The 21,543-nt window shown below is 72.3% G+C and carries 14 protein-coding genes and 3 tRNA genes; 2 read left to right on the top strand and 15 right to left on the bottom strand.

Features of this window, described 5'->3' with window-relative positions:
• Window positions 1–1,068 (bottom strand): redoxin domain-containing protein, encoded by a 1,068-nt coding sequence (locus ABEA15_RS08985; protein WP_345556255.1) that lies wholly within the window; start codon window positions 1,066–1,068, stop codon window positions 1–3.
• Between the two features lie 94 nt (window positions 1,069–1,162).
• On the opposite strand from ABEA15_RS08985, the gene ABEA15_RS08980 reads away from it, so the two are divergent.
• Entirely contained in the window at window positions 1,163–1,789 is a 627-nt protein-coding gene (locus ABEA15_RS08980; protein WP_345556254.1) for a MerR family transcriptional regulator, read from the top strand.
• A gap of 97 nt (window positions 1,790–1,886) precedes the next feature.
• Here ABEA15_RS08980 and ABEA15_RS08975 read toward each other — a convergent pair.
• From ABEA15_RS08975 to ABEA15_RS08950, 6 genes are all read right to left on the bottom strand, one after another.
• Window positions 1,887–1,962 (bottom strand) — tRNA-Glu (locus ABEA15_RS08975).
• A 94-nt stretch (window positions 1,963–2,056) separates the two neighbouring features.
• Window positions 2,057–2,129: transfer RNA gene (locus ABEA15_RS08970), tRNA-Glu, on the bottom strand.
• 64 nt (window positions 2,130–2,193) lie between these two features.
• Window positions 2,194–2,268 (bottom strand) — tRNA-Gln (locus ABEA15_RS08965).
• Between the two features lie 275 nt (window positions 2,269–2,543).
• Window positions 2,544–4,043, bottom strand: coding sequence for a glutamate--tRNA ligase (gltX, locus tag ABEA15_RS08960; protein WP_345556253.1), 1,500 nt, complete (start codon window positions 4,041–4,043; stop codon window positions 2,544–2,546).
• Between the two features lie 142 nt (window positions 4,044–4,185).
• Window positions 4,186–4,713 carry a hypothetical protein gene (locus tag ABEA15_RS08955; protein WP_345556252.1) on the bottom strand — a complete coding sequence of 176 codons (528 nt, stop codon included), beginning with the start codon at window positions 4,711–4,713 and terminating at the stop codon, window positions 4,186–4,188.
• 388 nt (window positions 4,714–5,101) lie between these two features.
• On the bottom strand, window positions 5,102–5,902 hold the full coding sequence (locus ABEA15_RS08950) for a fumarylacetoacetate hydrolase family protein (RefSeq protein ID WP_344143490.1): 801 nt from the start codon (window positions 5,900–5,902) through the stop codon (window positions 5,102–5,104).
• Between the two features lie 269 nt (window positions 5,903–6,171).
• On the opposite strand from ABEA15_RS08950, the gene ABEA15_RS08945 reads away from it, so the two are divergent.
• The gene (locus ABEA15_RS08945) at window positions 6,172–7,104 is read left to right on the top strand and encodes a DUF3152 domain-containing protein (protein ID WP_345556251.1); all 933 of its coding nucleotides are present in this window, start codon (window positions 6,172–6,174) and stop codon (window positions 7,102–7,104) included.
• Between the two features lie 43 nt (window positions 7,105–7,147).
• Here ABEA15_RS08945 and cimA read toward each other — a convergent pair whose 3' ends face one another.
• From cimA to ABEA15_RS08905, 8 genes are all read right to left on the bottom strand, one after another.
• Entirely contained in the window at window positions 7,148–8,740 is a 1,593-nt protein-coding gene (cimA, locus tag ABEA15_RS08940; RefSeq protein WP_344143492.1) for a citramalate synthase, read from the bottom strand.
• 291 nt (window positions 8,741–9,031) lie between these two features.
• Window positions 9,032–10,150, bottom strand: coding sequence for a branched-chain amino acid aminotransferase (locus ABEA15_RS08935; RefSeq protein ID WP_344143493.1), 1,119 nt, complete (start codon window positions 10,148–10,150; stop codon window positions 9,032–9,034).
• 277 nt (window positions 10,151–10,427) lie between these two features.
• Complete coding sequence (locus ABEA15_RS08930) at window positions 10,428–11,495, bottom strand: 3-isopropylmalate dehydrogenase (RefSeq protein WP_344143495.1); 1,068 nt, start codon at window positions 11,493–11,495, stop codon at window positions 10,428–10,430.
• A 689-nt stretch (window positions 11,496–12,184) separates the two neighbouring features.
• Window positions 12,185–13,774, bottom strand: coding sequence for a phosphoglycerate dehydrogenase (gene serA / locus ABEA15_RS08925; protein WP_344143497.1), 1,590 nt, complete (start codon window positions 13,772–13,774; stop codon window positions 12,185–12,187).
• A gap of 361 nt (window positions 13,775–14,135) precedes the next feature.
• Window positions 14,136–15,131 carry a ketol-acid reductoisomerase gene (ilvC, locus tag ABEA15_RS08920; protein WP_344143498.1) on the bottom strand — a complete coding sequence of 332 codons (996 nt, stop codon included), beginning with the start codon at window positions 15,129–15,131 and terminating at the stop codon, window positions 14,136–14,138.
• 130 nt (window positions 15,132–15,261) lie between these two features.
• Window positions 15,262–15,786, bottom strand: coding sequence for an acetolactate synthase small subunit (gene ilvN / locus ABEA15_RS08915; RefSeq protein WP_345556250.1), 525 nt, complete (start codon window positions 15,784–15,786; stop codon window positions 15,262–15,264).
• A gap of 41 nt (window positions 15,787–15,827) precedes the next feature.
• Window positions 15,828–17,678, bottom strand: a complete 1,851-nt coding sequence (locus ABEA15_RS08910) for an acetolactate synthase large subunit (protein WP_344143561.1) — start codon at window positions 17,676–17,678, stop codon at window positions 15,828–15,830.
• A 370-nt stretch (window positions 17,679–18,048) separates the two neighbouring features.
• Window positions 18,049–20,751, bottom strand: a complete 2,703-nt coding sequence (locus tag ABEA15_RS08905) for a putative bifunctional diguanylate cyclase/phosphodiesterase (RefSeq protein ID WP_344143500.1) — start codon at window positions 20,749–20,751, stop codon at window positions 18,049–18,051.
• Window positions 20,752–21,543: the final 792 nt, after the last annotated feature.

Below are 21,543 nucleotides of genomic sequence, written 5' to 3'. Positions count from 1 at the left end.
TCACACCTCCGCTTCGGCGGCCGGTTCGGGCCGGATGGGGCGGTAGACCGGGATTCCCGCGGCGCCGAGCTCCTCGCGCAGCGCGAAGTACGCGTCGCCGAAGGGGTCCTCTCCGCGCAGGCCCATCAGGCCGCGGCGGACCGTGACGTCGTGCGGCGCGAGGTCGGCGGCGCGGCTGTAGTGGCGGTCGGCGGCTCCGGTCTCGCCGCGCCTGTGCAGTTCGACGGCGATGCGCGCGTGGGCGCGGGCGCGCTGTCCCTCGGCGGTGGGCGTGCGGAACCCGGGGGCCCGGTCTCCACCGCCGAGGCCCGCGTCGCCCTCGTGCACCCACCGGCGCAGCGCGCGCAGGGACGCCTCGGAGCTGAGGCCGTTCATCGACTGGAAAAGGTCGGTGGCGACCTGGGTGTCCTGCGGCCGGGCGATGTCACCGCGCTCGTCGATCCACACCGCGGTGGGGACGTTGACGACGTCGTACAGGGCGGCCACCTGACCCTCAGTGTCGATCAGGGCGGGATGGGAGGGTGCGGCCTCCGCGATCCAGGGAAGGGCGTCCTCGGCGCTGCGGTCCATCGCGACGCTGACGACGGTCAGGCCGTGCGGGGACAGCTCGCGGTGCCGCTCCTCCCAGGCGGGCAGGTCGTAGCGGCAGCCGCACCAGGACGCCCACATCACCAGCGCCACCTTGCGGCCGCGCAGGCCGCTGAGGCGGTGGAGCGCCCCGTCGGCGCCGCGCAGCGCGAAGTCGGGCGCCGCACCGCCGCGCGGGCCGGTGTCGGGCGCCGGGACCGCGGCCAGCAGCCCGTGGTCGTGGTCGGCGACCGCGAGGCTCCCGTGGAGCTCGGCGAACGCGCCCACGTCGATCCGGCCGGCGTGCTCGATGCCGGAGACGGCCGACGCGGGGATGCAGGAGTCGCCGCGGCACCAGCCGTAGGAGCGGCGCTCCCAGCCGAGCACAGGCGCCTCCAGCGGCGCGAGCAGGCGCCGCTCGCCCGCTCCGTCGGGGCCCGCCGGCTCCGGCTCGGCGTCCAGCACGCCCGCGCCCTGCTCGGTAAGGACCGTGTAGCGCATACCGCCTCCCGTTTCACGATCGATTGGATAGTGCAACTCTCTAATATTGGAGAGTAGTACTATCCAATGGAGTAGGCAAGAGGGAGCGAAGCGGATGCGGATCTCGGAGCTGAGCAGGCGCAGCGGCGTACCCGTGGCGACGATCAAGTACTACCTGCGCGAGAACCTGCTGCCCCGGGGCGAGGCGGTCTCGGCGACGCAGTCGGACTACACCGAGGACCACCTCAAGCGCCTGCGGCTGGTGCGTGCGCTGGTGGAGGTGGCCGAGGTCCCGCTCGGCCGCATCCGCGCCGTGCTGGCCGCGGTCGACGACCCCGGACTGGAGCTGCACACGCTCCTCGGAATCGCCCAGTACGCCGTGACGCCGCAGTTCGAGGCTCCGGCCGACGACCCCCTGTGGCAGCGCGCCGAACGCCGCACCGACGAGCTGCTGGCGGAGCTGGGCTGGAAGGTCGACGCGGCCTCGCCGGCGCGCGGCGGCCTCGTCCGGGCGGTGGCGACGCTGGACCGGCTGGGCACTCCCCCGGCGCCGGAGATGCTGTGCGGCTACGCCGAAGCCGCGCACCGGGCGGCCGAATGGGACATCTCCTGCATCGACCCCGGGGCCGCGCGCGCGGACACCGTGCAGGAGGTGGTGGTGACGTCGGCGCTGATGGGCCAGGCGCTGACGGCACTGCGCCTGCTCGCCCAGGAGGACGAGTCGGCCCGCAGGTTCGGCTAGGCGCCGCCGCGCGGGCGGCGCGACCGCTCGCCCGTGCCGCGCACCAGGGCCCAAAGACGCCAGCGGCCTCCGCCCGCGGGCGGAGGCCGCTGCTCGCTGGTACCCCTGAGCGGATTCGAACCGCCGTTACCGCCTTGAGAGGGCGGCGTCCTAGGCCACTAGACGACAGGGGCGCCGGTGCGGGACCGAAGCCCCGCGGATGCGGACGAATCGCCCGCCGTTCGCAGTAAAAAAGCCCCCGCATGGCGGGAGCCTCTCCCTGCTGCGTACCCCCGAGCGGATTCGAACCGCCGTTACCGCCTTGAGAGGGCGGCGTCCTAGGCCACTAGACGACGGGGGCCTGGATCGCGTTCTGCGAGAGGACCGAACCTCGGTCCGTCACGGCTTCCGCTTCGCGGACGCCATGGCTGGGGTACCAGGACTCGAACCTAGACTAACTGAACCAGAATCAGTCGTGCTGCCGATTACACCATACCCCAGTGCTTTCGGCGGGCGGGGGTCCGTTCGCCGGTCCCGCTCCCCCTCGGCGCAGGCAATACTCTAGCGGACTTCCGGAGTGCTCGCGAACCGGTTGCCGAGCGGGCACCCGGAGGCGGATCGGGCCCTCCGGGGAGCCCGGCAGCGGCCCCGGGGCCCGCGGAAGGCGGGCGACCGCGCCGGCTCGGGTGCGGGCCCGCGCGCACCGCCGCCGCGGTCCGCGCGGCCCCGTGTGACCGCTGTCGCACCCACGCGGTGGCACCGACCGGGCCGCGCGCTACTCGACCGCCGCGGTGCCCTCGGCGGTGCTGTCGGGCACGGCGTCGGCGCCCGCCGGCGCCACACCCGCCTCCTCCGCCCGCAGGCGCTCCTGCGCCGCCTCGATGCGCAGCAGCGTGCGCTCGCGGCCGAGCAGCTCCAGCGACTCGAACAGGGGCAGCCCCACGGTGCGCCCGGTGACCGCGACCCGCACGGGGGCCTGCGCCTTGCCGAGCTTGAGGCCCAGGCCTCCCCCGGCCGCCTCCAGTTCGGCGCGCAGCGCCTCGGGCTCCCAGGCGAGCGCGGGGTCGGCCAGCCGCTCGCGGGCGGCGGCCAGCATGGGCCCGGCGGTCTCCGGCTTCATCGCCTTGGACCAGCTCTTGGGGTCGTCGACGGGCTCGTCGAGGAACAAAAAGTCGACGTTGGGCACGATCTCGCTCAGCACCGCCACCCGGCTCTGCGCCAGCGGAGCGACGGCGCGGAAGGCGTCCTCGTCGAAGTTCTCCTCCGGCCACGGCGCGACCTCGGGCGACAGCCACGGGCGGCAGCGCTCCGCGAACTCGCCGGCCTCCAGCGCACGGATGTACTCGCCGTTGAACGCGCGCAGCTTCTTCTCGTCGAAGAACGCGCCGGCGCTGTTGACGTCGCCGATCCGGAACAGAGGCTCCATCTCGGCCCACGGCATGATCTCCCGGTCGCCGCCGGGCGCCCAGCCCAGCAGCATCAGGTAGTTGACCATCGCCTCGGGCAGGAAGCCCTCCTCCTGGTAGGACTCCAGTGCCACCTTGTCGCGGCGCTTGGACAGCTTCTGCCGCTTCTCGTTCACGATCACCGGCAGGTGCGCCCACACCGGCGGCGCCTGGTCCAGCGCCTGCCACAGCAGCTGCTGCTTGGGGGTGTTGGACAGGTGCTCCTCGCCGCGGATCACCGCGGTGATGCCCATCTCGACGTCGTCGACGACGTTGGCCAGCACGAACAGCGGCGAGCCGTCGGCTCGGGCGACGACGAAGTCCTCGATGGAGGCGTGGTCGAACTCGACCCGGCCGCGGATGGCGTCCTCCACCACGGTCGGCCCGCCCTCGGGCACCCGGAACCGCAGCGCGCGCCCCGGGCCGGGCTCCAGGCCGCGGTCGCGGCAGAAGCCGTCGTAGCCGAGGTTGGGGTTGTCGCGCCGGGCCTGTACCTGCTCGCGGGTGCAGTCGCAGTAGTAGGCGCGCCCCTGGCCGTAGAGCCGCTCGGCACTCTCGCGGTGCTTTCCGGCGTAGTCCGACTGGAAATAGGGCCCCTCGAAGTGCGGGTCGGACTCGCCGATGCCCAGCCAGGCCAGCGCCTGGATGATCCCCTCGGTCCACTCCGGCTTGTTGCGCGCGGCATCGGTGTCCTCGATGCGCAGCACGAACCGGCCCTCGTCCTGCTGCCGGGCCAGCGCCCAGTTGTACAGCGCAGAGCGCGCGCCGCCGACGTGGAACATGCCGGTCGGCGACGGCGCGAAGCGCACGCGAATCGGATTCTCAGTCACGTGCCCCAGCCTATCGGCGGGAGCGGTGCCCGACCGGCGCGACGCAGCAGGGCCCGGCGGCCGCCGGGCGGGCGCCCGCGTCAGCGGCGGCGGAGCCGGCCGCGCGGCGCCCGCGCGTTCACCGCGGCCGCCTCGGGGCGCATCAGAGGAACCCGACGTCGAAGCGCTCGCCCGGCCAGTCCGCATCGATCAGGGGGCGGCAGGAGATTTCCCGCGTCAGCAGTTTGTAGGTGAATTCGTCGGGTTCCATCCGGTAGACGAAGTACTCGAGGTAGTCGGTGACCACGATCCGCGTCGCCGGGTCGCTGTACTCCCAGAAGACGCGCCAACCGGAATCGCGGGCCACCTCCGCCCACAACTGCATTCGGTCGTGGTCGACGTGCTCGTCGCCCGTTCTCTCGCCCAGCTTCACGGCGTAGCCGCCGTCGATGTCGACGCGCTTGTCCGTCCCGGCGAGGCGGGCGTCGTGGCTGCGTTCGTAGTGCAGCACACCCTCGGGAGGCAGGACGGTCAGCACTCCGTCCACGGTGAAGCCGCCGAGTTCCTCGACGAGCCTGCTGTACCCGGCGGGAAAACCGCCTGCGGGCCGCGTGCGCGGCTCGCGGTCCCGGACGGGGCCGTCCCTGCCTTCCACACCCAGAAGGGACACGATCCCTTTGACATAATCCACAGATCCACCCAAATCCGTTTCGTGAAGCGAGCCCTGGAGGATTCCGCCCGCCCCTCGCACGAATGCTGCACGCGTGGAGGGCCCGCGAATCCGTGGCGCCGACCGTCGGGGGATTCGGGGAAGCTACCCCGGAGGCGCCCGCCTGAACAAACCCACAAAACAGACAAAAGAACAGAAAACTCGCGAAAGCCCGGCGCCGCACCGCGCCCCGCGCGGCCGTGTGCTCGGCGGACTCCCGGTGGTGCGGATTCCGCGGGACGGCGGCCGGCGGATCGGCGGGGGCGCGGGCCCGGGCGAGTCTGTGCGTCGGCTGGGAGTCCGGGGCGCGGCGCCGGCCGGCCGCCCCGGGAGGCCCGGCGGCGCCGGGCGCCCTCCGGCCGCAGGCCCGTCAGTCGCGGGTGATGACGCGGTTGGTCAGGTCGCCGATGCGTTCGACCGCGACCGTCATCTCGGCGCCGACCTCGACCGGTCCGACCCCCGCCGGGGTTCCGGTCAGCAACACGTCGCCGGGCAGCAGCGTCATGAACGAGCTGACGTAGGAGATCACCGCGGGGATGTCGTGGATGAACTGCGAGGTGCGCCCGTCCTGGCGGACCTCGCCGTCGACGGTGGTGGTCACCCGCAGGTCGGCGGCCTCCTCGATGGTCAGGCCCGTCTCGATCCAGGGCCCGATCGGGCAGAAGGAGTCGAAGCCCTTGCCGCGGGTCCACTGCTTGTCGGACTTCTGCAGGTCGCGCGCCGTCACGTCGTTGGCGACGGTGTAGCCGAAGACGACCTCCTTGGCGCGCTCGCGCGGGACCTCGCGGCAGGGGCGGGAGATCACCACGGCGAGCTCGCCCTCGAAGTCCACACGGTGGGAGATCGGCGGGTAGAACACCGGGTCCCCGGGGCCGGTCACCGCGGTCGAGGGCTTGAGGAAGACCACCGGCTCCTCGGTGCTCTCGCCGGTGATGTCGCTCATCTCGGCGACGTGGTCGGCGTAGTTCTTCCCGATGCACACGACCTTGCTGGGCAGCACCGGCGACAGCAGCCGCACGTCCTCGATCTTGGCGCGCTCGCCGGTGAGCTGGATCTGGCCCATCAGCGGATGCCCGCTGATGCGCGACACGTACTCCTGGCCGCCGTCCTCGTCGGTATCGATCAAGCCGTACCCGACATCGTCGCCCACGGAGAATCTTGCGATGCGCACGTCTGCTGCCTGCCTGTTCTCGCCGCTGTACCGTCTCGTCGTCCGCGAACCAGCCTACCCAGGCGCGGTGCCGCGGAGCGGCGGCGCGCGGATCGGTGAATTACGGGCGGCACGCGCTTTTCGGACACAATGGACGACGCGCGATTTCCTTGCCGTTTCTGCGATGCTAGGACCGATCCCGAAGGCGTTTCGCGCCTGCGGTTGCGGTCGTCCCGCGCAGGCCCCGGGACCGCCTCGGCCCCGACTCCGAGCCGCAGAAAGGCCACCGCTTGTCGCATCCCTCGCCGCGCCCGTACCGCCGCGGCTCGCACCGCCGGCGGCGCTACGGTCTCGAACTCCTGCTGGGCCTGCTCGTGCTCGCCGCCGGCACCGGCCTGCTCATCCTCGACCAGCGCGCGCCGGAGCTGACCGGAGAGGAGGCCGGCGGCGTCGGCAGTGCCGGACCGGGACGGGGCGGCGGCTCCGCATCGGCCTCGGCCGCGGCGCCGCAGGGCGCCGGTAGCCCCGGCTCGGGCGGATCCGCGGACTCCGGCGGCGGTGCCCGGGGAGACGGCGGCGCCTCCGGCGACGCGCAGCAGAACGGGCCTTCCGGCGGCCCGTCGGCGGGCTCGGCCCCGCCGACGCCCCAGGGCGAGGGATCCGCCGAGCTGCCCGCCGTGATGAAGTCCGTGGAGGACGAGGTCACGAAGGCCGGCGGCGAACTGGAGGTCGTCCCCGGCCGAAGCGAGCCCGCGGGCGAGGGGCCCCGGATGCGCTACATCGTCGAGGTCGAGAAGGGCCTGCCCGGCAGGGCCGCCGACTTCGCCGCCGCCGTCGAGCAGATCCTCGCCGACGAACGCAGCTGGCGCGGCGAGGACGGCGTATCGATGCAGCGGGTGGAGGGAGGCGACGCCGACTTCCGGGTCGCTCTGGCCGCGCCGGAGACCGTCGACCGGATGTGCGCGCCGCTGCAGACGATGGGCCGCGTCTCCTGCACCAACGGCGGCCGGGCGATCATCAACCAGAACCGGTGGGTCTCGGGCGTCGAGCACTTCGACGGCGACCTGCGCACCTACCGCATCTATGTGATCAACCACGAGGTCGGCCACGCGCTGGGCCGCGGGCACGTCTCCTGCCCGGGTAAGGGGGAGCCCGCGCCGGTCATGCAGCAGCAGACGTTCGGCCTGCAGGGCTGCGAGCCCAACGGGTGGGTGCAGGACTGATCCGGCCCGGGCCGGCGGTCGCACGGCGGCCGGGGCCGCGGTGTCAGTTCTGGGGGTAGCCCTGGCGGAGCAGGCCGTAGGCCATCGCGTCCTTCAGCGCGATCCAGGACGCGTCGATGACGTTCTCGCCCACGCCGACGGTCGTCCACTCGCCGCGGCCGTCGCCGAACGTCACCAGGATGCGCGTGACGGCGCCGGTGCCGGAGTTGCCCTCCAGGATGCGCACCTTGTAGTCGGTCAGCTCCAGACCCGCCAGCGCGGTGTAGACGCCCTCCATCGCGCTGCGCAGCGCACGGTCGAGGGCGTTGACCGGGCCGTTGCCCTCGGCGGTGGCGATCACCCGCTCACCCTTGACCTCGAGCTTGACGGTGGCCTCGCTGGACGCCCCCTGGCCGCCGCCCGCACCGCGCCGCTCGGCGATCACGCGCCAGGACTCGGTGTCGAAGTAGCGCACCGGGCTGCCCAGCTCCTCGCGCACCAGCAGCTCCAGCGACGCGTCGGCCGCCTCGAAGCTGTAGCCGCTCAGTTCCAGCTCCTTGACCCGGTCGACGAGCCGGCCCAGCAGCTCGCGGTCGCCGGAGAGGTCGAAGCCCAACTCCTTGGCCTTGAGCTCGATGGAGGCGCGCCCGGCCATGTCCGAGACCAGCATCCGCATGTCATTGCCCACGAGGACGGGGTCGATGTGCTGGTAGAGGTCGGGGTCGACCTTGATCGCCGAGGCGTGCAGCCCGGCCTTGTGCGCGAACGCGGAGACCCCCACGTAGGGCTGGTGGGTGGCGGGCGAGATGTTCACGATCTCGGCGACGGCCTGGGAGACGCGCGTCATCCGGGGCAGGCAGCCTTCGGGGAGCACGTCGCGGCCCTGTTTGAGCGCGAGCGCCCCCACCACCGTGAACAGGTTGGCGTTGCCCACCCGCTCGCCGTACCCGTTGGCGGTGCACTGCACGTGGGTGGCGCCGGCGTCGACGGCGGCCAGCGTGTTGGCGACGGCGCAGCCGGTGTCGTCCTGGGCGTGGATGCCCAGCCGCGCGCCGGTGGCGGCGCCGACCTCGCCGACGATGCGGGTGACGTCGGCGGGCAGCATGCCCCCGTTGGTGTCGCAGAGTACGACGACGTCGGCGCCGGCACCGGCGGCGGCGCGCACGACGCTGAGCGCGTACTCGGGGTCGTGGACGTAGCCGTCGAAGAAGTGCTCGCAGTCGAGGAAGACGCGCCGGCCGTGCTCGCACAGGTGGGCGACGGTGTCGGCGATCATCGCGAGGTTCTCCTCGCCGGTGGTGCGCAGGGCGCGCTCGACGTGGCGGACGTCGCTCTTGGCCACCAGGGTGACGACCGGGGCCCCCGAGTCGCGCAGCGCGGCGACCTGCGGGTCGTCGGCAGCCCGCACGCCCGCCCGGCGGGTCGCGCCGAACGCGCTCAGCTGCGCGTGCTCCAGCGTGAGCTCCCGCGCGGCGCGCTGGAAGAACTCGGTGTCCTTGGGGTTCGCCCCCGGCCAGCCGCCCTCGATGAAGCGCACGCCGAACTCGTCGAGGAGCTTGGCGACGGCGAGCTTGTCGGCCACGGTCAGGTTGACGCCTTCGCGCTGCGCCCCGTCGCGCAGCGTCGTGTCGAAGACGTGGAAACTGTCGTCAGGCATGGGTGCGGACTCCCGGATGTGAGCTGTCGTGGTCGCGGCCCCGCCGGCAATAAAAAAGACCCCTCGTGGACACGAGAGGTCAGCGCGCTGGCGAGGTCCGTTTTCAGCCAGCGCGCCTCACGATAATGATCACCTGAGACGGCACGTCTATCAGTGTGCCACACGAGCGCGCCGCGGTCCGAATAATCGACACGTCCATCTCGGATGCCGAGACGCACCGCGTGGCGGCGATCCCGCGGCTGCCGCAGGGGCACGGGGCCGCAAGCGCGGCAGCCGCAGGACCGGCGGTGCTCAGTCGAAGGTGCGGACCCAGCCGTGGGTGTCGGGACGGGTGCCGTACTGCAGGGCGACCAGCTCCTCGCGCAGCCCCATGGTGACGGGCCCGGCGCCGCCGTCGCCGACGGTGAACTCGCCGTCGGTGCCCTTGACGTGGCCGACCGGGGTGACCACCGCCGCCGTGCCGCACGCGAAGACCTCGGTGAGCTCGCCGCTCCGGGCGGCCCGGCGCCACTCGTCGGTGGAGATGGCGCCCTCCTCCGTGGGGAAGCCGAGCTCGGGTGCCAGGGTCAGCAGAGAGTCGCGGGTGATTCCGGGCAGCAGGGTGCCGGTGAGCGCGGGAGTGAGCAGCCGCGCCTCGTCGCCCGAGCCGAAGACGAAGAACAGGTTCATCCCGCCCATCTCCTCGACCCAGCGGTGCTCCTTGGCGTCGAGCCAGACGACCTGGTCGCACCCCTGCTGCACCGCCTGGGACTGCGCGACGAAGCTGGAGGCGTAGTTGCCCGCGAACTTCGCCTCGCCGGTGCCGCCCGGCGCCGCCCGGGTGTAGTCCTCGCTCAGCCACACCGTGACCGGCTTGATCCCTCCGGAGAAGTAGGGCCCCGACGGCGAGGCGATGAGCACGAACCGGTAGCTGCGCGAGGGGTGGTTGACCCCCAGTCCGACATCGGTGGCGAACATGAAGGGGCGCAGGTACAGGCTGCTGTTGGGCTGGGTCGGGATCCACTCGGAGTCGTGGCGCAGCAGGGTCTCGATGGCACCGAGGAACAGCTCCTCGGGGAGCTCGGGCATGGCCATGCGCCGTGCGCTGCGGTTGAGCCGCGCGGCGTTGGCCTCGGGCCGGAAGCAGGCGACCTCGCCCTCCGGGTGGCGGTAGGCCTTCAGGCCCTCGAAGATCTCCTGGGCGTAGTGCAGGGCCGCCGTCGCCGGGTCGAGCGTCAGCGGACCGTAGGGCTGCAGGCGGGGCTCGTACCAGCCCTTGCCCTCCGTGTAGTCGATGGTGACCATGTGATCGGTGAACACGGTCCCGAACCCCGGATCGTCCAGCAGTTGCGCGCGCTCCTGCGGGGTCTTCCGCTGAGCCGACAGCTGGACGTCGAACGTCAACCCGCTTGTGGTGGTGCTGGTGTTCATGGGTGTCAGGTCCTCTCCGTACATCAGGGCGGCAGCGCTGCCGCCCCTTCGATTCCAGTGTGACGGAAACGACGCACCCGGGGCCATAGTCCTCCACAGGCCGCGGACCGGCCGCGTCCGGCGCCTGCGGGCGCGGACGCACGGGCCGGGGACGGCGGCGGGAACAGCGCAACGGGCGCGCCGACTGATCGGCACGCCCGTTGCGGGCGGGGCCGCGGAGCCTCCGGCGGCCCGGCCGTGCCGATCGTCGAATCAGCAGGGCCGGGACGCGGCGCGCTCAGCCCTGCCCGGCTACTCGCTTGGCGATCTCGTCGCCGATGGCGGAGGTGGTGCGCTCGTCGGCGCCCAGTTCGGCGCGCGCGCGCAGGTCCTCGGACACGGCCCGCTCGACCCGGCTCGCGGCGGCGTCCAGGCCGAGGTGGTCGAGCATGATCGCCGTCGACAGCAGAGTGGCGGTGGGGTCGGCCTTGCCCTGGCCGGCGATGTCGGGCGCCGACCCGTGAACGGGCTCGAACATGCTCGGGAAGTCGTTCTCGGGGTTGATGTTGCCGCTGGCGGCCAGCCCGATCCCGCCGGCGACGGCGGCGCCGAGGTCGGTGATGATGTCGCCGAACAGGTTGTCGGTGACCACGACGTCGAAGCGCTGCGGCTGGGACACGAAGAACATGGCGGCGGCGTCGACGTGCGAGTAGTCGACCGAGACCCCGGGGAACTCCGCGCCGACCTCGCGCACGACGCGCTGCCAGAGCTCGCCGGCGAAGGTCAGGACGTTGTCCTTGTGCACCAGGGTGAGCTGCTTGCGCGGGCGCTGGGCGGCCTTGGCGAACGCGTAGCGCACCACGCGCTCCACGCCCAGGCGGGTGTTCACGCTGTCCTGGGTCGCGATCTCGTCCGGCGTGCCCTTGCGCAGGACGCCGCCCATGCCGGCGTAGGGGCCCTCGGTGCCCTCGCGCACGACGAGGATGTCCATGTCCTCGGGGCGCACTCCCGCCAGGGGCGTGCCCACGCCGGGGTAGAGGCGCACCGGGCGCAGGTTGACGTAGTGCGAGAACGCGAAGCGCAGCCGCAGCAGCAGGCCGCGCTCCAGCACGCCGCTGGGCACGCTGGGGTCGCCCACGGCGCCCAGGAGGATGGCGTCGTGGCCGCGCAGCTCCTCCTCGACCGAGTCCGGGAGCGTCTCGCCGGTCGCGTGCCACCGGCTCGCGCCGAGCTCGTACTCGGTGGTCTCGAAGGAGATCCCGTGCCCGGAAGCGGCGGCGTCGAGGACCTTGAGTCCTTCGGCCACCACCTCGGGGCCGATCCCGTCTCCGGGGATGACGGCCAACTTCACGGTCCGCGCAGCCATTAGCAGCCCAGCCTCTACTCAGCTATCGGTCTTCGCCACCGGTCTCGGCGCGGGCGCCCGCGGTCCGCGCGGACCGGCGCCGCTCACATGCTGAGACCGGGGAAACGGTCAGTGAGACAAGACTAGCGTCCCGCGGCGCCCCCGTTGTCGCGGCGGTCCAGCGCGACCTGGACCGCCTCGGTCGCTTCGGCGGTTTCGGCGGGTGCGGAGGTGGTGTCGTACACGGCGGTCCTTACGATTCCGGCGCAGCCCCTGCGGGCGGCGCGGCGGTTCCTGGATGCGGCGTGGGACCGGGCGGATCCGCGGGCGCCGCCGGTGAAGGCGGAGCCGCGGCGCGGCGGGGTCGCTGGAATCGGGTGGAGCGGCGCCGGCCCGGACCGGTGGCCGACCGCGCCTGCGAGGGCGCGGGCGGCAAGCGCATCTCACCGGCAAGGATGGTGCCGGGCGGCCGCGGACCCCGGTGTGCCGGGCGGGCCGTGCGCGAGGCGGGGACAGGGCCGCCAGTAGGCGCCGCTGTCCGCCGATCTTCTCGGACGACAGACTATCGGACGTCCGAATAAATCACCAGCCCGGCCTCTTCGGCGCAACCGGTGCGCAACACGCTGAGGGCCGTCCGCGACCGGCGCGGACGGCCCTCAGCGCATGTGCGGAGCCCGGGAGGGGCGCCGCGGAGGCTGCCGGTGCTCCGGCTAGTCCTCCAGGTCGACCTGGCGGGTCTGGGAGGCGGTGATCCCGGTGGAGATCTCCTCCAGGGTGTCGTCGGGGATCGCGGAGTCGACGGTCAGCGTGATCAGCGCCGTGCCGCCCTCGGTGTCCCGGCTGACCTGCATGCCGGCGATGTTGATCCCGGCCTCGCCCAGCAGCGCGCCGACCTTGCCGACGATGCCGGGGCGGTCGTGGTACGACAGGAACGCCATGTGCGCGCTGACCGCGATCTCCATGGTGTAGCCGTTGATCTCCACCAGCTTCTCGTGGTGGCGCGGCCCCGACAGCGTGCCCGATACCGACACCCGCTGGCCGTCGGGCAGCATGCCGCGCACGGTGATCAGGTTGCGCCAGTCGGAGTGGTCGTCGCTGGTGACCAGGTTGACCTCGACGCCGCGCTCCTTGGCGAGCAGCGGCGCGTTGACGAAGGTCACCGCCTCCTCGACGACGTCGCCGAAGACGCCCTTGAGCGCCGCCAGCTCCAGCACCTTGACGTCGTAGGCGGCGATCTCGCCGCGCACCTCGATGTCGATGCGGTCGGCCACGCCCCGGGCCAGCGCGGTGAAGATCCGGCCGAGCTTCTCGGTCAGCGGCAGCCCCGGCTTGACGTCCTCGGCGACCGCGCCGCCCTGCACGTTGACCGCGTCGGGCACGAACTCGCCGGAGAGGGCCAGCTTCACCGAGCGCGCCACCTGCGTGCCGGCCTTCTCCTGGGCCTCCTCGGTGCTCGCGCCGAGGTGGGGGGCCACGACCACGCTCTCGAACTCGAACAGGGGGCTGTCGGTGCAGGGCTCGGAGGCCCACACGTCGATGCCCGCTCCGGCGACGCGCCCCTCCTTGAGGGCGCGGTAGAGCGCGGCCTCGTCGAGGATGCCGCCGCGCGCGGCGTTGATGACGCGCACGCTCGGCTTCACCTTGGACAGCGCGTCGTCGCCGATGAGGCCGAGGGTGTCCTTGTTCTTGGGCAGGTGGATGCTGATGTAGTCGCTGCGCCGCAGCAGCTCGTCGAGGCTGACCATCTCGACGCCGATCTGGGCGGCGCGCGTGGGCTGCACGAAGGGGTCGTAGGCGATGATCTCGGTGCCGAAGGCCGCGAGCCGCTGGGCGACGAGCTGGCCGATCCGGCCCAGTCCGACGATGCCCACGGTCTTGTCGTAGAGCTCGACGCCGGTGTACTTGGAGCGCTTCCACTCGCCGTTGATCAGGGCGTTGTGGGCGGGCGCGGTGTTGCGGGAGGTGGCCAGCAGCAGGTTGATGGCCTGCTCGGCCGCGCTGATGATGTTGGATGTGGGGGCGTTGACGACGAGGACGCCGGCCTTGGTCGCCGCGTCGACGTCGACGTTGTCCAGCCCCACCCCGGCGCGCGCCACGACCTTGAGCCGGGGGGCGGCGGCCAGCGCCTCGGCGTCGACCTTGGTCGCGCTGCGGACGATCAGGGCGTCGACGTCGGCGAGGGCGGGCAGCAGCTCGGACCGGTCGGCGCCGTTTGCGTGGCGTACCTCGAAGTCGCCTTCCAGCAGCGCGAGACCGGCAGGGGAGAGTTCTTCCGCGACGAGAACGGAGGGCTTAGGCACAGCTTGCTTCCTTATTCGGGTTGCGGCGTGGCCGCGCGTTCGCGGCTGGTCCTTTCCCACATCGGTGGGGCTCGTTCGGTTGTGACGGCCACGAAAAGTCTAGTGCGCGGGTGGGTTTCGCTCGGGGCTGGGGGTCCCACAACACCGAACGGCAACGCTGTGGCCAGGGGATTCTCGACTCGTCGCACGCTCGGCCGCCGCCAGCGGCGGCCGATGAGCGCCCGGACCGGGCCACCGGATCCGCCGCACGCCCCCGCCCGACCCCCGACACACGCGGGCCGCCCCGCGCGGGCCCGCCCGTGCGGGGCGGGGGCGCGGGGCGGCCGGTCGAGGCAGCTCGGGCGGCGGACCGCCGGGGGCCTCAGCCCTGCAGCCAGCTCATCAGCGGGCGCAGCTCGGCGCCCACCTTCTCGATCGGCTCGCCCTGCTCGGCCTCGCGGCGCTTGAGGAAGTTGGGCCGGCCGGCGTCGAACTCGGCGACCATCTCGCGGGCGTAGGTGCCGTCCTGAATCTCCGAGAGAACGCGGCGCATCTCCTCGCGCGTCTGCTCGGTGACGATGCGCGGACCGCGGGTGTAGCCGCCGTACTCCGCGTTGTCGGAGACCGACCAGTTCATCTTGGAGATGCCGCCCTCGTACATGAGGTCGACGATCAGCTTGACCTCGTGCAGGCACTCGAAGTAGGCCACCTCGGGCTGGTAGCCGGCCTCGGTCAGGGTGGAGAACCCGGCCTTGATCAGCTCGGACAGTCCGCCGCAGAGCACGGTCTGCTCGCCGAAGAGGTCGGTCTCGGTCTCCTCGGTGAAGGTGGTCTTCAAGGCGCCGGCGCGGGTGCCGCCGATGCCCTTGGCGTAGGACAGGGCGAGCTCCCAGGCCGAGCCGGAGGCGTCCTGCTCCACCGCCACCAGCACCGGTACGCCGCGGCCCTCCTCGAACTGGCGGCGGACCAGGTGGCCCGGGCCCTTGGGGGCGATCATCGCGACGTCGACGTCGGCCGGGGGCTGGACCAGGCCGTAGCGGATGCTGAAGCCGTGGCCGAAGACCAGGGTGTCGCCGCTGTCGAGGTTGGGCGCGATCTCCTCGTTGTAGAGGTCGCGGTGGATGTGGTCGGGCACCAGCACCACGATCAGGTCGGCCTCACGGGCGGCCTCGGCGGGGGTGACCACGCGCAGCCCGGCCTCCTCGGCCTTCTGCCGGCTCTTGGAGCCCTCGGCGAGGCCGATGCGCACGTCCACGCCGGAGTCCCGCAGCGACAGCGCGTGCGCATGCCCCTGGCTGCCGTAACCGATCACGGCGACGGTGCGCCCCTGGACGATGCTGAGGTCAGCGGCGTCGTCGTAGTACATCTCTGCTGCCACTTCGGCCTACTCCTTGCGTGTGTGAAAAGCGTGTCGGAACGGACTGGGCTGGCCGCCGCGCCAAGGGCCGCGCGGCGGGGCGGAACCTCGTCCGGCCGGCCGCGCCTTGTGGGCGCGGGCCGGACCGGGCTCACGCGCTGCGCTCTACCGCGCGCAGTGAGCGGTCGGTGATGGACCGGGGGCCGCGGCCCAGCGCGACCAGGCCCGATTTCACCAGTTCCTTGATGCCGAACGGTTCGAGGTTGCGCACCAGCGCGTCGAGCTTCTCGGGCTTTCCGGTCGCCTCGACCACCACGACGTGGGGTCCGACGTCGACGATGTTGGCGCGGAACAGCTCGGCCGTCTGGATGACGGCGGCGCGGCTGCCGGTGTCGGCCTTGACCTTGGCCAGCAGGAGCTCCCTGCGGACCGAGGCGTCGTTGTCCATCTCGACGATCTTGATGACGTTGACCAGCTTGTTGAGCTGCTTGGTCACCTGCTCCAAGGGGTGGCGGTCGCAGTTGACCACGATCGTCATGCGGGACAGGCCCTCGTATTCGGTGGTGCTGACGCTGAGCGAGTGGATGTTGAACCCGCGCCGCGAGAACAGCGCCGACGTCCGGGCGAGGATGCCGGGGGTGTCTTCCACGAGGACGGAAAGGGTGTGCTGGCTCATTGTGACGTCGTCGCCTCTTTCGTGAACCCGGTGGTGGTCCTCTAGTCCTCGTCGTCCCAGTCGGGCGCCATGTCGCGCGCGTACTGGATGTTGTCGTTGCTGATGCCGGGTCCGACCATCGGCCAGACCATGGCGTCGTGGTTGACGGAGAAGTCCACGACCACCGGCGCGTCGTCGACCGCCATCGCCTTCTCGATCGTGGCGTCGACGTCCTCGGCGCGTTCGCAGCGCAGCCCGACACAACCGTACGCCTCCGCCAGGCGCGGGAAGTCGGGCACGCGCACCTTGGCGTCGCGCGGCGCGGTCTGCAGGTCGGTGTTGGAGTAGCGCCCCTCGTAGAAGAGGGTCTGCCACTGGCGGACCATGCCGAGGTTGCCGTTGTTGACGACCGCGACCTTGATCGGGATGCCCTCGATCGCGGCGGTGGCCAGCTCCTGGTTGGTCATCTGGAAGCAGCCGTCGCCGTCGACGGCCCACACCGTGCGGGAGGGGTCGCCCACCTTGGCGCCGAGCGCGGCGGGCACGGAGAAGCCCATGGTGCCCAGGCCGCCGGAGTTGATGAAGGTTCCGGGCTTTTCGTAGCCGATGAACTGCGCGGCCCACATCTGGTGCTGGCCGACGCCGGCGACGTAGGCGGCGTCGGGACCGACGATCTCGCCGAGGCGCTGGATGACCTTCTGCGGAGACAGGGTGCCGTCGTCGGCGTCCTCGTAGCCGGTCGGGTAGACGTCGCGCAGCCGGTCCAGCTGGGCCCACCATGCTGCGTAGTCGCCCTGGCGGCCGGCCGACTGGTCGTTGCGCACCGCCACCACCAGGTCGGCGATGACCTCGCGGCAGTCGCCGACGATCGGCACGTCGGCGTGGCGGTTCTTGGAGATCTCGGCCGGGTCGATGTCGGCGTGGACGATCTTGGCGCCGGGCGCGAAGCTGTCGAGGCGCCCGGTGACGCGGTCGTCGAAGCGGGCGCCCAGCGCCACGATCAGGTCGGCCTTCTGCAGCGAGCCGACCGCCGCGACCGTGCCGTGCATCCCGGGCATGCCCAGGTTCTGCGGGTGGCTGTCGGGAAAGACGCCGCGCGCCATCAGCGTGGTCGTCACCGGCACCCCGGTCAGCTCGGCCAAGACGCGCAGCTCCTGGTGAGCGCCCGAGCGCAGCACGCCGCCGCCGACGTAGAACACGGGCCGGCGCGCCTCGGCGATCATCCGGGCGGCCTCGCGGACCTGCTTGCCGTGCGGCTTGGTGACGGGCCGGTAGCCGGGCATGTCCAGGCGCTGGGGCCAGGCGAACTCGGTGGCGGCCTGCAGCGCGTCCTTGGCTATGTCGACGAGGACGGGGCCGGGGCGCCCGGAGGAGGCGATGTGGAAGGCCTCGGCGATGGTGCGCGGGATGTCCTCGGCGTTCTTGACCAGGTAGTTGTGCTTGGTGATGGGCATGGTGATGCCGCAGATGTCGGCTTCCTGGAAGCCGTCGGTGCCGATCAGCGGGGTTGCCACCTGCCCGGTGATGGCGACCATGGGCACCGAGTCCATGTGGGCGTCGGTGAGGGGGGTCACGAGGTTGGTGGCCCCGGGGCCGCTGGTGGCCATGCAGACACCGGGGCGGCCGGTGGCGTAGGCGTAGCCCTCGGCGGCGTGGCCCGCTCCCTGCTCGTGGCGCATCAGGATGTGCCGGACGCTCGCCGAGTCGTAGAGGGGATCGTAAGCGGGGAGGATCGCCCCGCCGGGGATCCCGAAAACCACGTCGGCACCGGCATGCTCCAGTGACCTGATGAGCGATTGCGCTCCGGTCATCCGCTCGGTCATCACAAGATCCTTCGGAGAGGGCTCGTCGTCGGGAGGTGCTTGAGCAACAAAAAACCCCCCACCGCGGGTGCGGTTGGAGGGAGCGCGCAGCGAGAGACCCGGTCAGCTGGCTGCGCGCCGACCAAGTACGAGAATGAGGAAGTTGCTCTGCACGGTCACAACAATGGCCGAGCGGGCGCGAGCCCGTCAACTGGAACGCGTATTTGTCTCACTATTTGAGACGCCAGGATCAGTATCCGGGTGCGACGCAGGTCACAGTACCGCCCGTGCGCAGCCGGAATCCAGCAGGAATCACCGAAATTGTCTCGGTATGCGCCGACCGCGGGCTTTCCCTGGGCATTCCACGGCGATTCCGCCCGCCGCCCGTTGTTTCCGGCTACGGGCGCGCGGAAGGGGCGGGCCGGTGCGCCTGCCGGGCCGCGCGCGGGCGCTCCCGCACGCGGCCCCACCGCCGGCGCGCCTACAGCGGTATCCCGGCCTCGCCGCCCACGAGGGCTTCCACGCCCTCGGCCACCATGGGCCGGGCCACCAGGAAGCCCTGGCCGTACCCGCAGCCCATCGACCGCAGCTGCTCCAACTGCTCGCTGCGCTCGATGCCCTCGGCCACCACCTGCACGCCCAGGTCCTGGCCGAGCCGGATGATGGTGTGGGTCAGCAGGGTCACGGTGCCGTCCGTGCCCAGGTCGCGGATGAACGAGGGGTCGACCTTGATGGTGTCCACCCGCAGCTCGCGCAGGTGCGCCAGCGACGCGTAGCCCATACCGAAGTCGTCGATGGCCAGGCGCACGCCCAGCCGCCGCAGCTGGGCCAGGCGCTCCACGGCCTCGCCCTGGTTCTCCAGCAGGACGTCCTCGTCGACCTCCATGGTCAGCACCTCGGCGGGCAGCCCGCTGTCGGCCAGCGCGCCGGCCACCGTCTCGACGAACCGGGGCGCCAGGATCTGCTTGACCGACAGGTTCACCGACAGCGCGATGTCCCACTCCGAGGCCCGCCAGATCGCGACCTTCTCGCAGGCCTCGCGCAGGATCCACTCCCCCAGCGGAATGATCAGCCCCGACTCCTCGGCCGGGCCGATGAAGCCCTCCGGCAGCACCCGCTCGTCGCCGTGCTGCCAGCGCACCAGCGCCTCGACCGCGGTCACCTGCGAGCTCTCCAGGTCCACGACCGGCTGGTACTCAAGCACGAACTCGCCGTTGGCCAGCGCCTGGCGCAGCTCGGTCTGCAGCTCCAGCCGGCCCACCACCTTGGCGTGCATGTGCGCCGCGTAGATCTCCAGGCGCCCCCCGCCGCCCAGCTCCTTCGCTCGCGCCAGGGCCATGTCGGCGTTGCGCAGCAGCTCGCCGCTCTCCATGCCCGTCTCCGCGAAGGCCAGCCCGGCGCTGGCCGAGAGCACGACCTCGCGGTCGGCCACCTGGAACGGCTCGGCGCTGATCGCCCGTACCAGCCGCTGGGCCAGGTCCACCACCTGCTGGGCGTTGGCGCTCTGCTCGATCAGCACGGCGAACTCGTCGCCTCCCCAGCGCGCCAGTGTGAACCCGGAGTCGGTGGTGCCGCGCAGCCGCCGGCCCGCCTGGGCGAGCAGGTAGTCGCCGAAGGTGTGCCCGGCGGAGTCGTTGACCGCGGTGAAGCCGTCGAGGTCCAGAAAGATCGCGGCGATCTCGCCGCTCGCCTGGCCGCGCTCGCGGCGCACCAGGACCTCGCGCGCGCGCTCCTCCAGGTAGGCGCGGTTGGGCAGGCCGGTGATCCCGTCGTGGAACGTGAGGTGGTTGACCTGCTCCTCCAGCGCCACCTGGGCGCTGACGTCGCGCGCGGTGACCAGCAGCCGGTCGGGCTCGCCGGGCTGCTCGTACAGCGAGGCGGTGGACTCGGTGTGGCGCCAGGTGCCGTCGGCCGCGCGCACCCGCAGGCGCAGGTGGATGCCCTCGCCGCCGCTGCGGTCGAACCGCGCCATCGCCTGCCGGACCCGCAGCATGTCCTCGGGGTGCACGATCGCGGTGACGGGCTCGGTGAGCAGGTCGTCGAGCCGGTAGCCGAACGCCTCGGCCGCCCCCGGGCTGACGTAGAAGATGCGGGCGTCGAAGTCCAGGATGAGGATGACGTCGCCGCTGTTCTTGGCGAGCTCGTGGAAGTGCTGCTCGCGGGTGTGCACCATCCGCGACAGCGTCGCGTTCTCCTCCAGCAGCCCGCTCATCCGCACGAGCAGCACGATCACCGCCGAACCGGCCGCCAGCGGCAGCACCGGCGCCACCCCGTCGACCCGCAGACCGGCGAGGGTGAGCACCACGGCGGCGACGAACAGCGCGCCGCAGGCGGCGATCTCGGGGGCGAAGCGGTAGAGCCCGCGCCCGGTGATCCTGCGCGGGCGGGTGCCCGCGCGGTCGCGGATCAGCCACGGCAGGCTGCCCAGCAGGGCGAAGCCCAAGAAGCGCACGGGGTACTCGATCCCGCCCGCGGGCAGCGCCCCGGTCAGCCGGGTGACCGCGCCGATGAGGTCGGCGCCGCAGATGATCACGAACGCGCCGATGGCCAGCAGCACACCGCGCCGCGTGCTGTGCGGCGAGGTGAACACCAGCGGGGCCAGCAGGCACAGCACGACGATGTCGGCGACCGGATAGACCAGCGCGAACGCGAGGAACCCGCCGCCTTCGCCCAGCGCGCTGTACAGGGGCGCGAACAGCAGCAGCCACACCATGGAGAACAGCGCCGCCGCGCACACGTAGCTGTCGGTGACGTGCCGCATGACCGGACGGAACCCGCTCGGCAGCGGCGCGAAGCGGGTGAACCCGAGCACCAGGAGCGGCAGCGCCACCAGCGAGAACAGGTCGCCGAAGCTCAGCGAGACCGCGGCGTTGGTGCTGATCAGGCCGGTCACGGCGTAGACCAGGGCGCCGGCGCTCCAGGCGAGCGCGGCGAAGCCGAGCAGGCGCAGCGCCCCGGCGCCGTCGGCGCCCTCGGCGTTGGCCTCGCTGTCCGCGGCGGTGGCGGAGCGGCGGCGGGAGGCGTAGAGCAGCGACGCGGCGGCGGCCGCCGCGGCGACGGCGGGCGGCCACGACCCCAGCCATGCGGTCAGGGTGGTCTCGCCGACATCGACGAGCGAGCCCAGCGCGTAGACGAGCGCGAGGGCGACGATGGCTCCGAGCCAGATGCGCGAGTCGGCCTTCATCGCGACGCTTCCGAACGTGCGTCGAAGGCCGGGTGGGCGACGGGTCCCACCGAGGCGACCGTGATCATCACTGGTAGGGCGCGTCCCCTGCGGCCTCCGGGCCGCAGCGAAGGCACCCGCCTCCTTCCGGAATGCGTGCCCCGTACGGATCGTGCGGGCCGGTGCGGCCCTGCGGGGCGGATCTGGGGGATGGCCGGGGGCTGTGCGCCGCGGACCGCGGCACGCTCGCCCCGGTCCGGGGCCGCGCACCGCGCGAAACCGCAGCGCGTGCCCCCGCTGTCTGCCGGCGGCCGGGCGAGCGCTGCCGGCCCGGTCCGCGCACGGTCGGCCACGGGGTCCCGCGGGCCGGGTGTGCGGGAATCGCGATCACCGGGGCGGCGGGCGAAGCGGTCAACGAAGGGGTCCTCCTCCCGCACGACCGGCGAGCGGCGGCCGGGTCGCCCCTGTGGGGCGCGGCCGCGGCATCGGGACCGCGCCCCGGCTGTTCCGGGGCGTCGACGGCGGGCACCGGCGCTGCGGCCGGTCCCCCGCAGCGCCCGCTCCGCACCGTGGAGCGGCTCGGGGGCGCCGCCGGGCAGCCGTATCGCGTGGACGCATGCCGCCGGTTCCCGCCTGACCATGCTAGTCACCCAAGGTCACGCTGAGATAGAGATGCAGCAGAGACACGGCGACGGAGTGGTCACTGCGGGTGATGTGCCCATGGCAGCGCCGCCCGTGCCGCATACCGCGGTGAGACTCCCCGTGTGCAACGACTCCCCCGTTCCCCGCCGCCGCCACCGTGTACGGCCGAGC

The sequence above is a fragment of the Streptomonospora halophila genome, assembly GCF_039542725.1.
Classification (GTDB): Bacteria; Actinomycetota; Actinomycetes; order Streptosporangiales; family Streptosporangiaceae; genus Streptomonospora; species Streptomonospora halophila.
This window is presented reverse-complemented; position numbering and strand designations above follow the sequence as displayed.

Bases quoted from the DNA above. Each gene is read 5' to 3' on its own strand.
- ABEA15_RS08985 (WP_345556255.1), bottom strand. From the start codon at position 1,068: ATGCGCTACACGGTCCTTACCGAGCAGGGCGCGGGCGTGCTGGACGCC.
- ABEA15_RS08980 (WP_345556254.1), top strand. From the start codon at position 1,163: ATGCGGATCTCGGAGCTGAGCAGGCGCAGCGGCGTACCCGTGGCGACG.
- cimA (WP_344143492.1), bottom strand. From the start codon at position 8,740: ATGCCTGACGACAGTTTCCACGTCTTCGACACGACGCTGCGCGACGGG.
- ABEA15_RS08935 (WP_344143493.1), bottom strand. From the start codon at position 10,150: ATGAACACCAGCACCACCACAAGCGGGTTGACGTTCGACGTCCAGCTG.
- ABEA15_RS08930 (WP_344143495.1), bottom strand. From the start codon at position 11,495: ATGGCTGCGCGGACCGTGAAGTTGGCCGTCATCCCCGGAGACGGGATC.
- ilvN (WP_345556250.1), bottom strand. From the start codon at position 15,786: ATGAGCCAGCACACCCTTTCCGTCCTCGTGGAAGACACCCCCGGCATC.
- ABEA15_RS08905 (WP_344143500.1), bottom strand. From the start codon at position 20,751: ATGAAGGCCGACTCGCGCATCTGGCTCGGAGCCATCGTCGCCCTCGCG.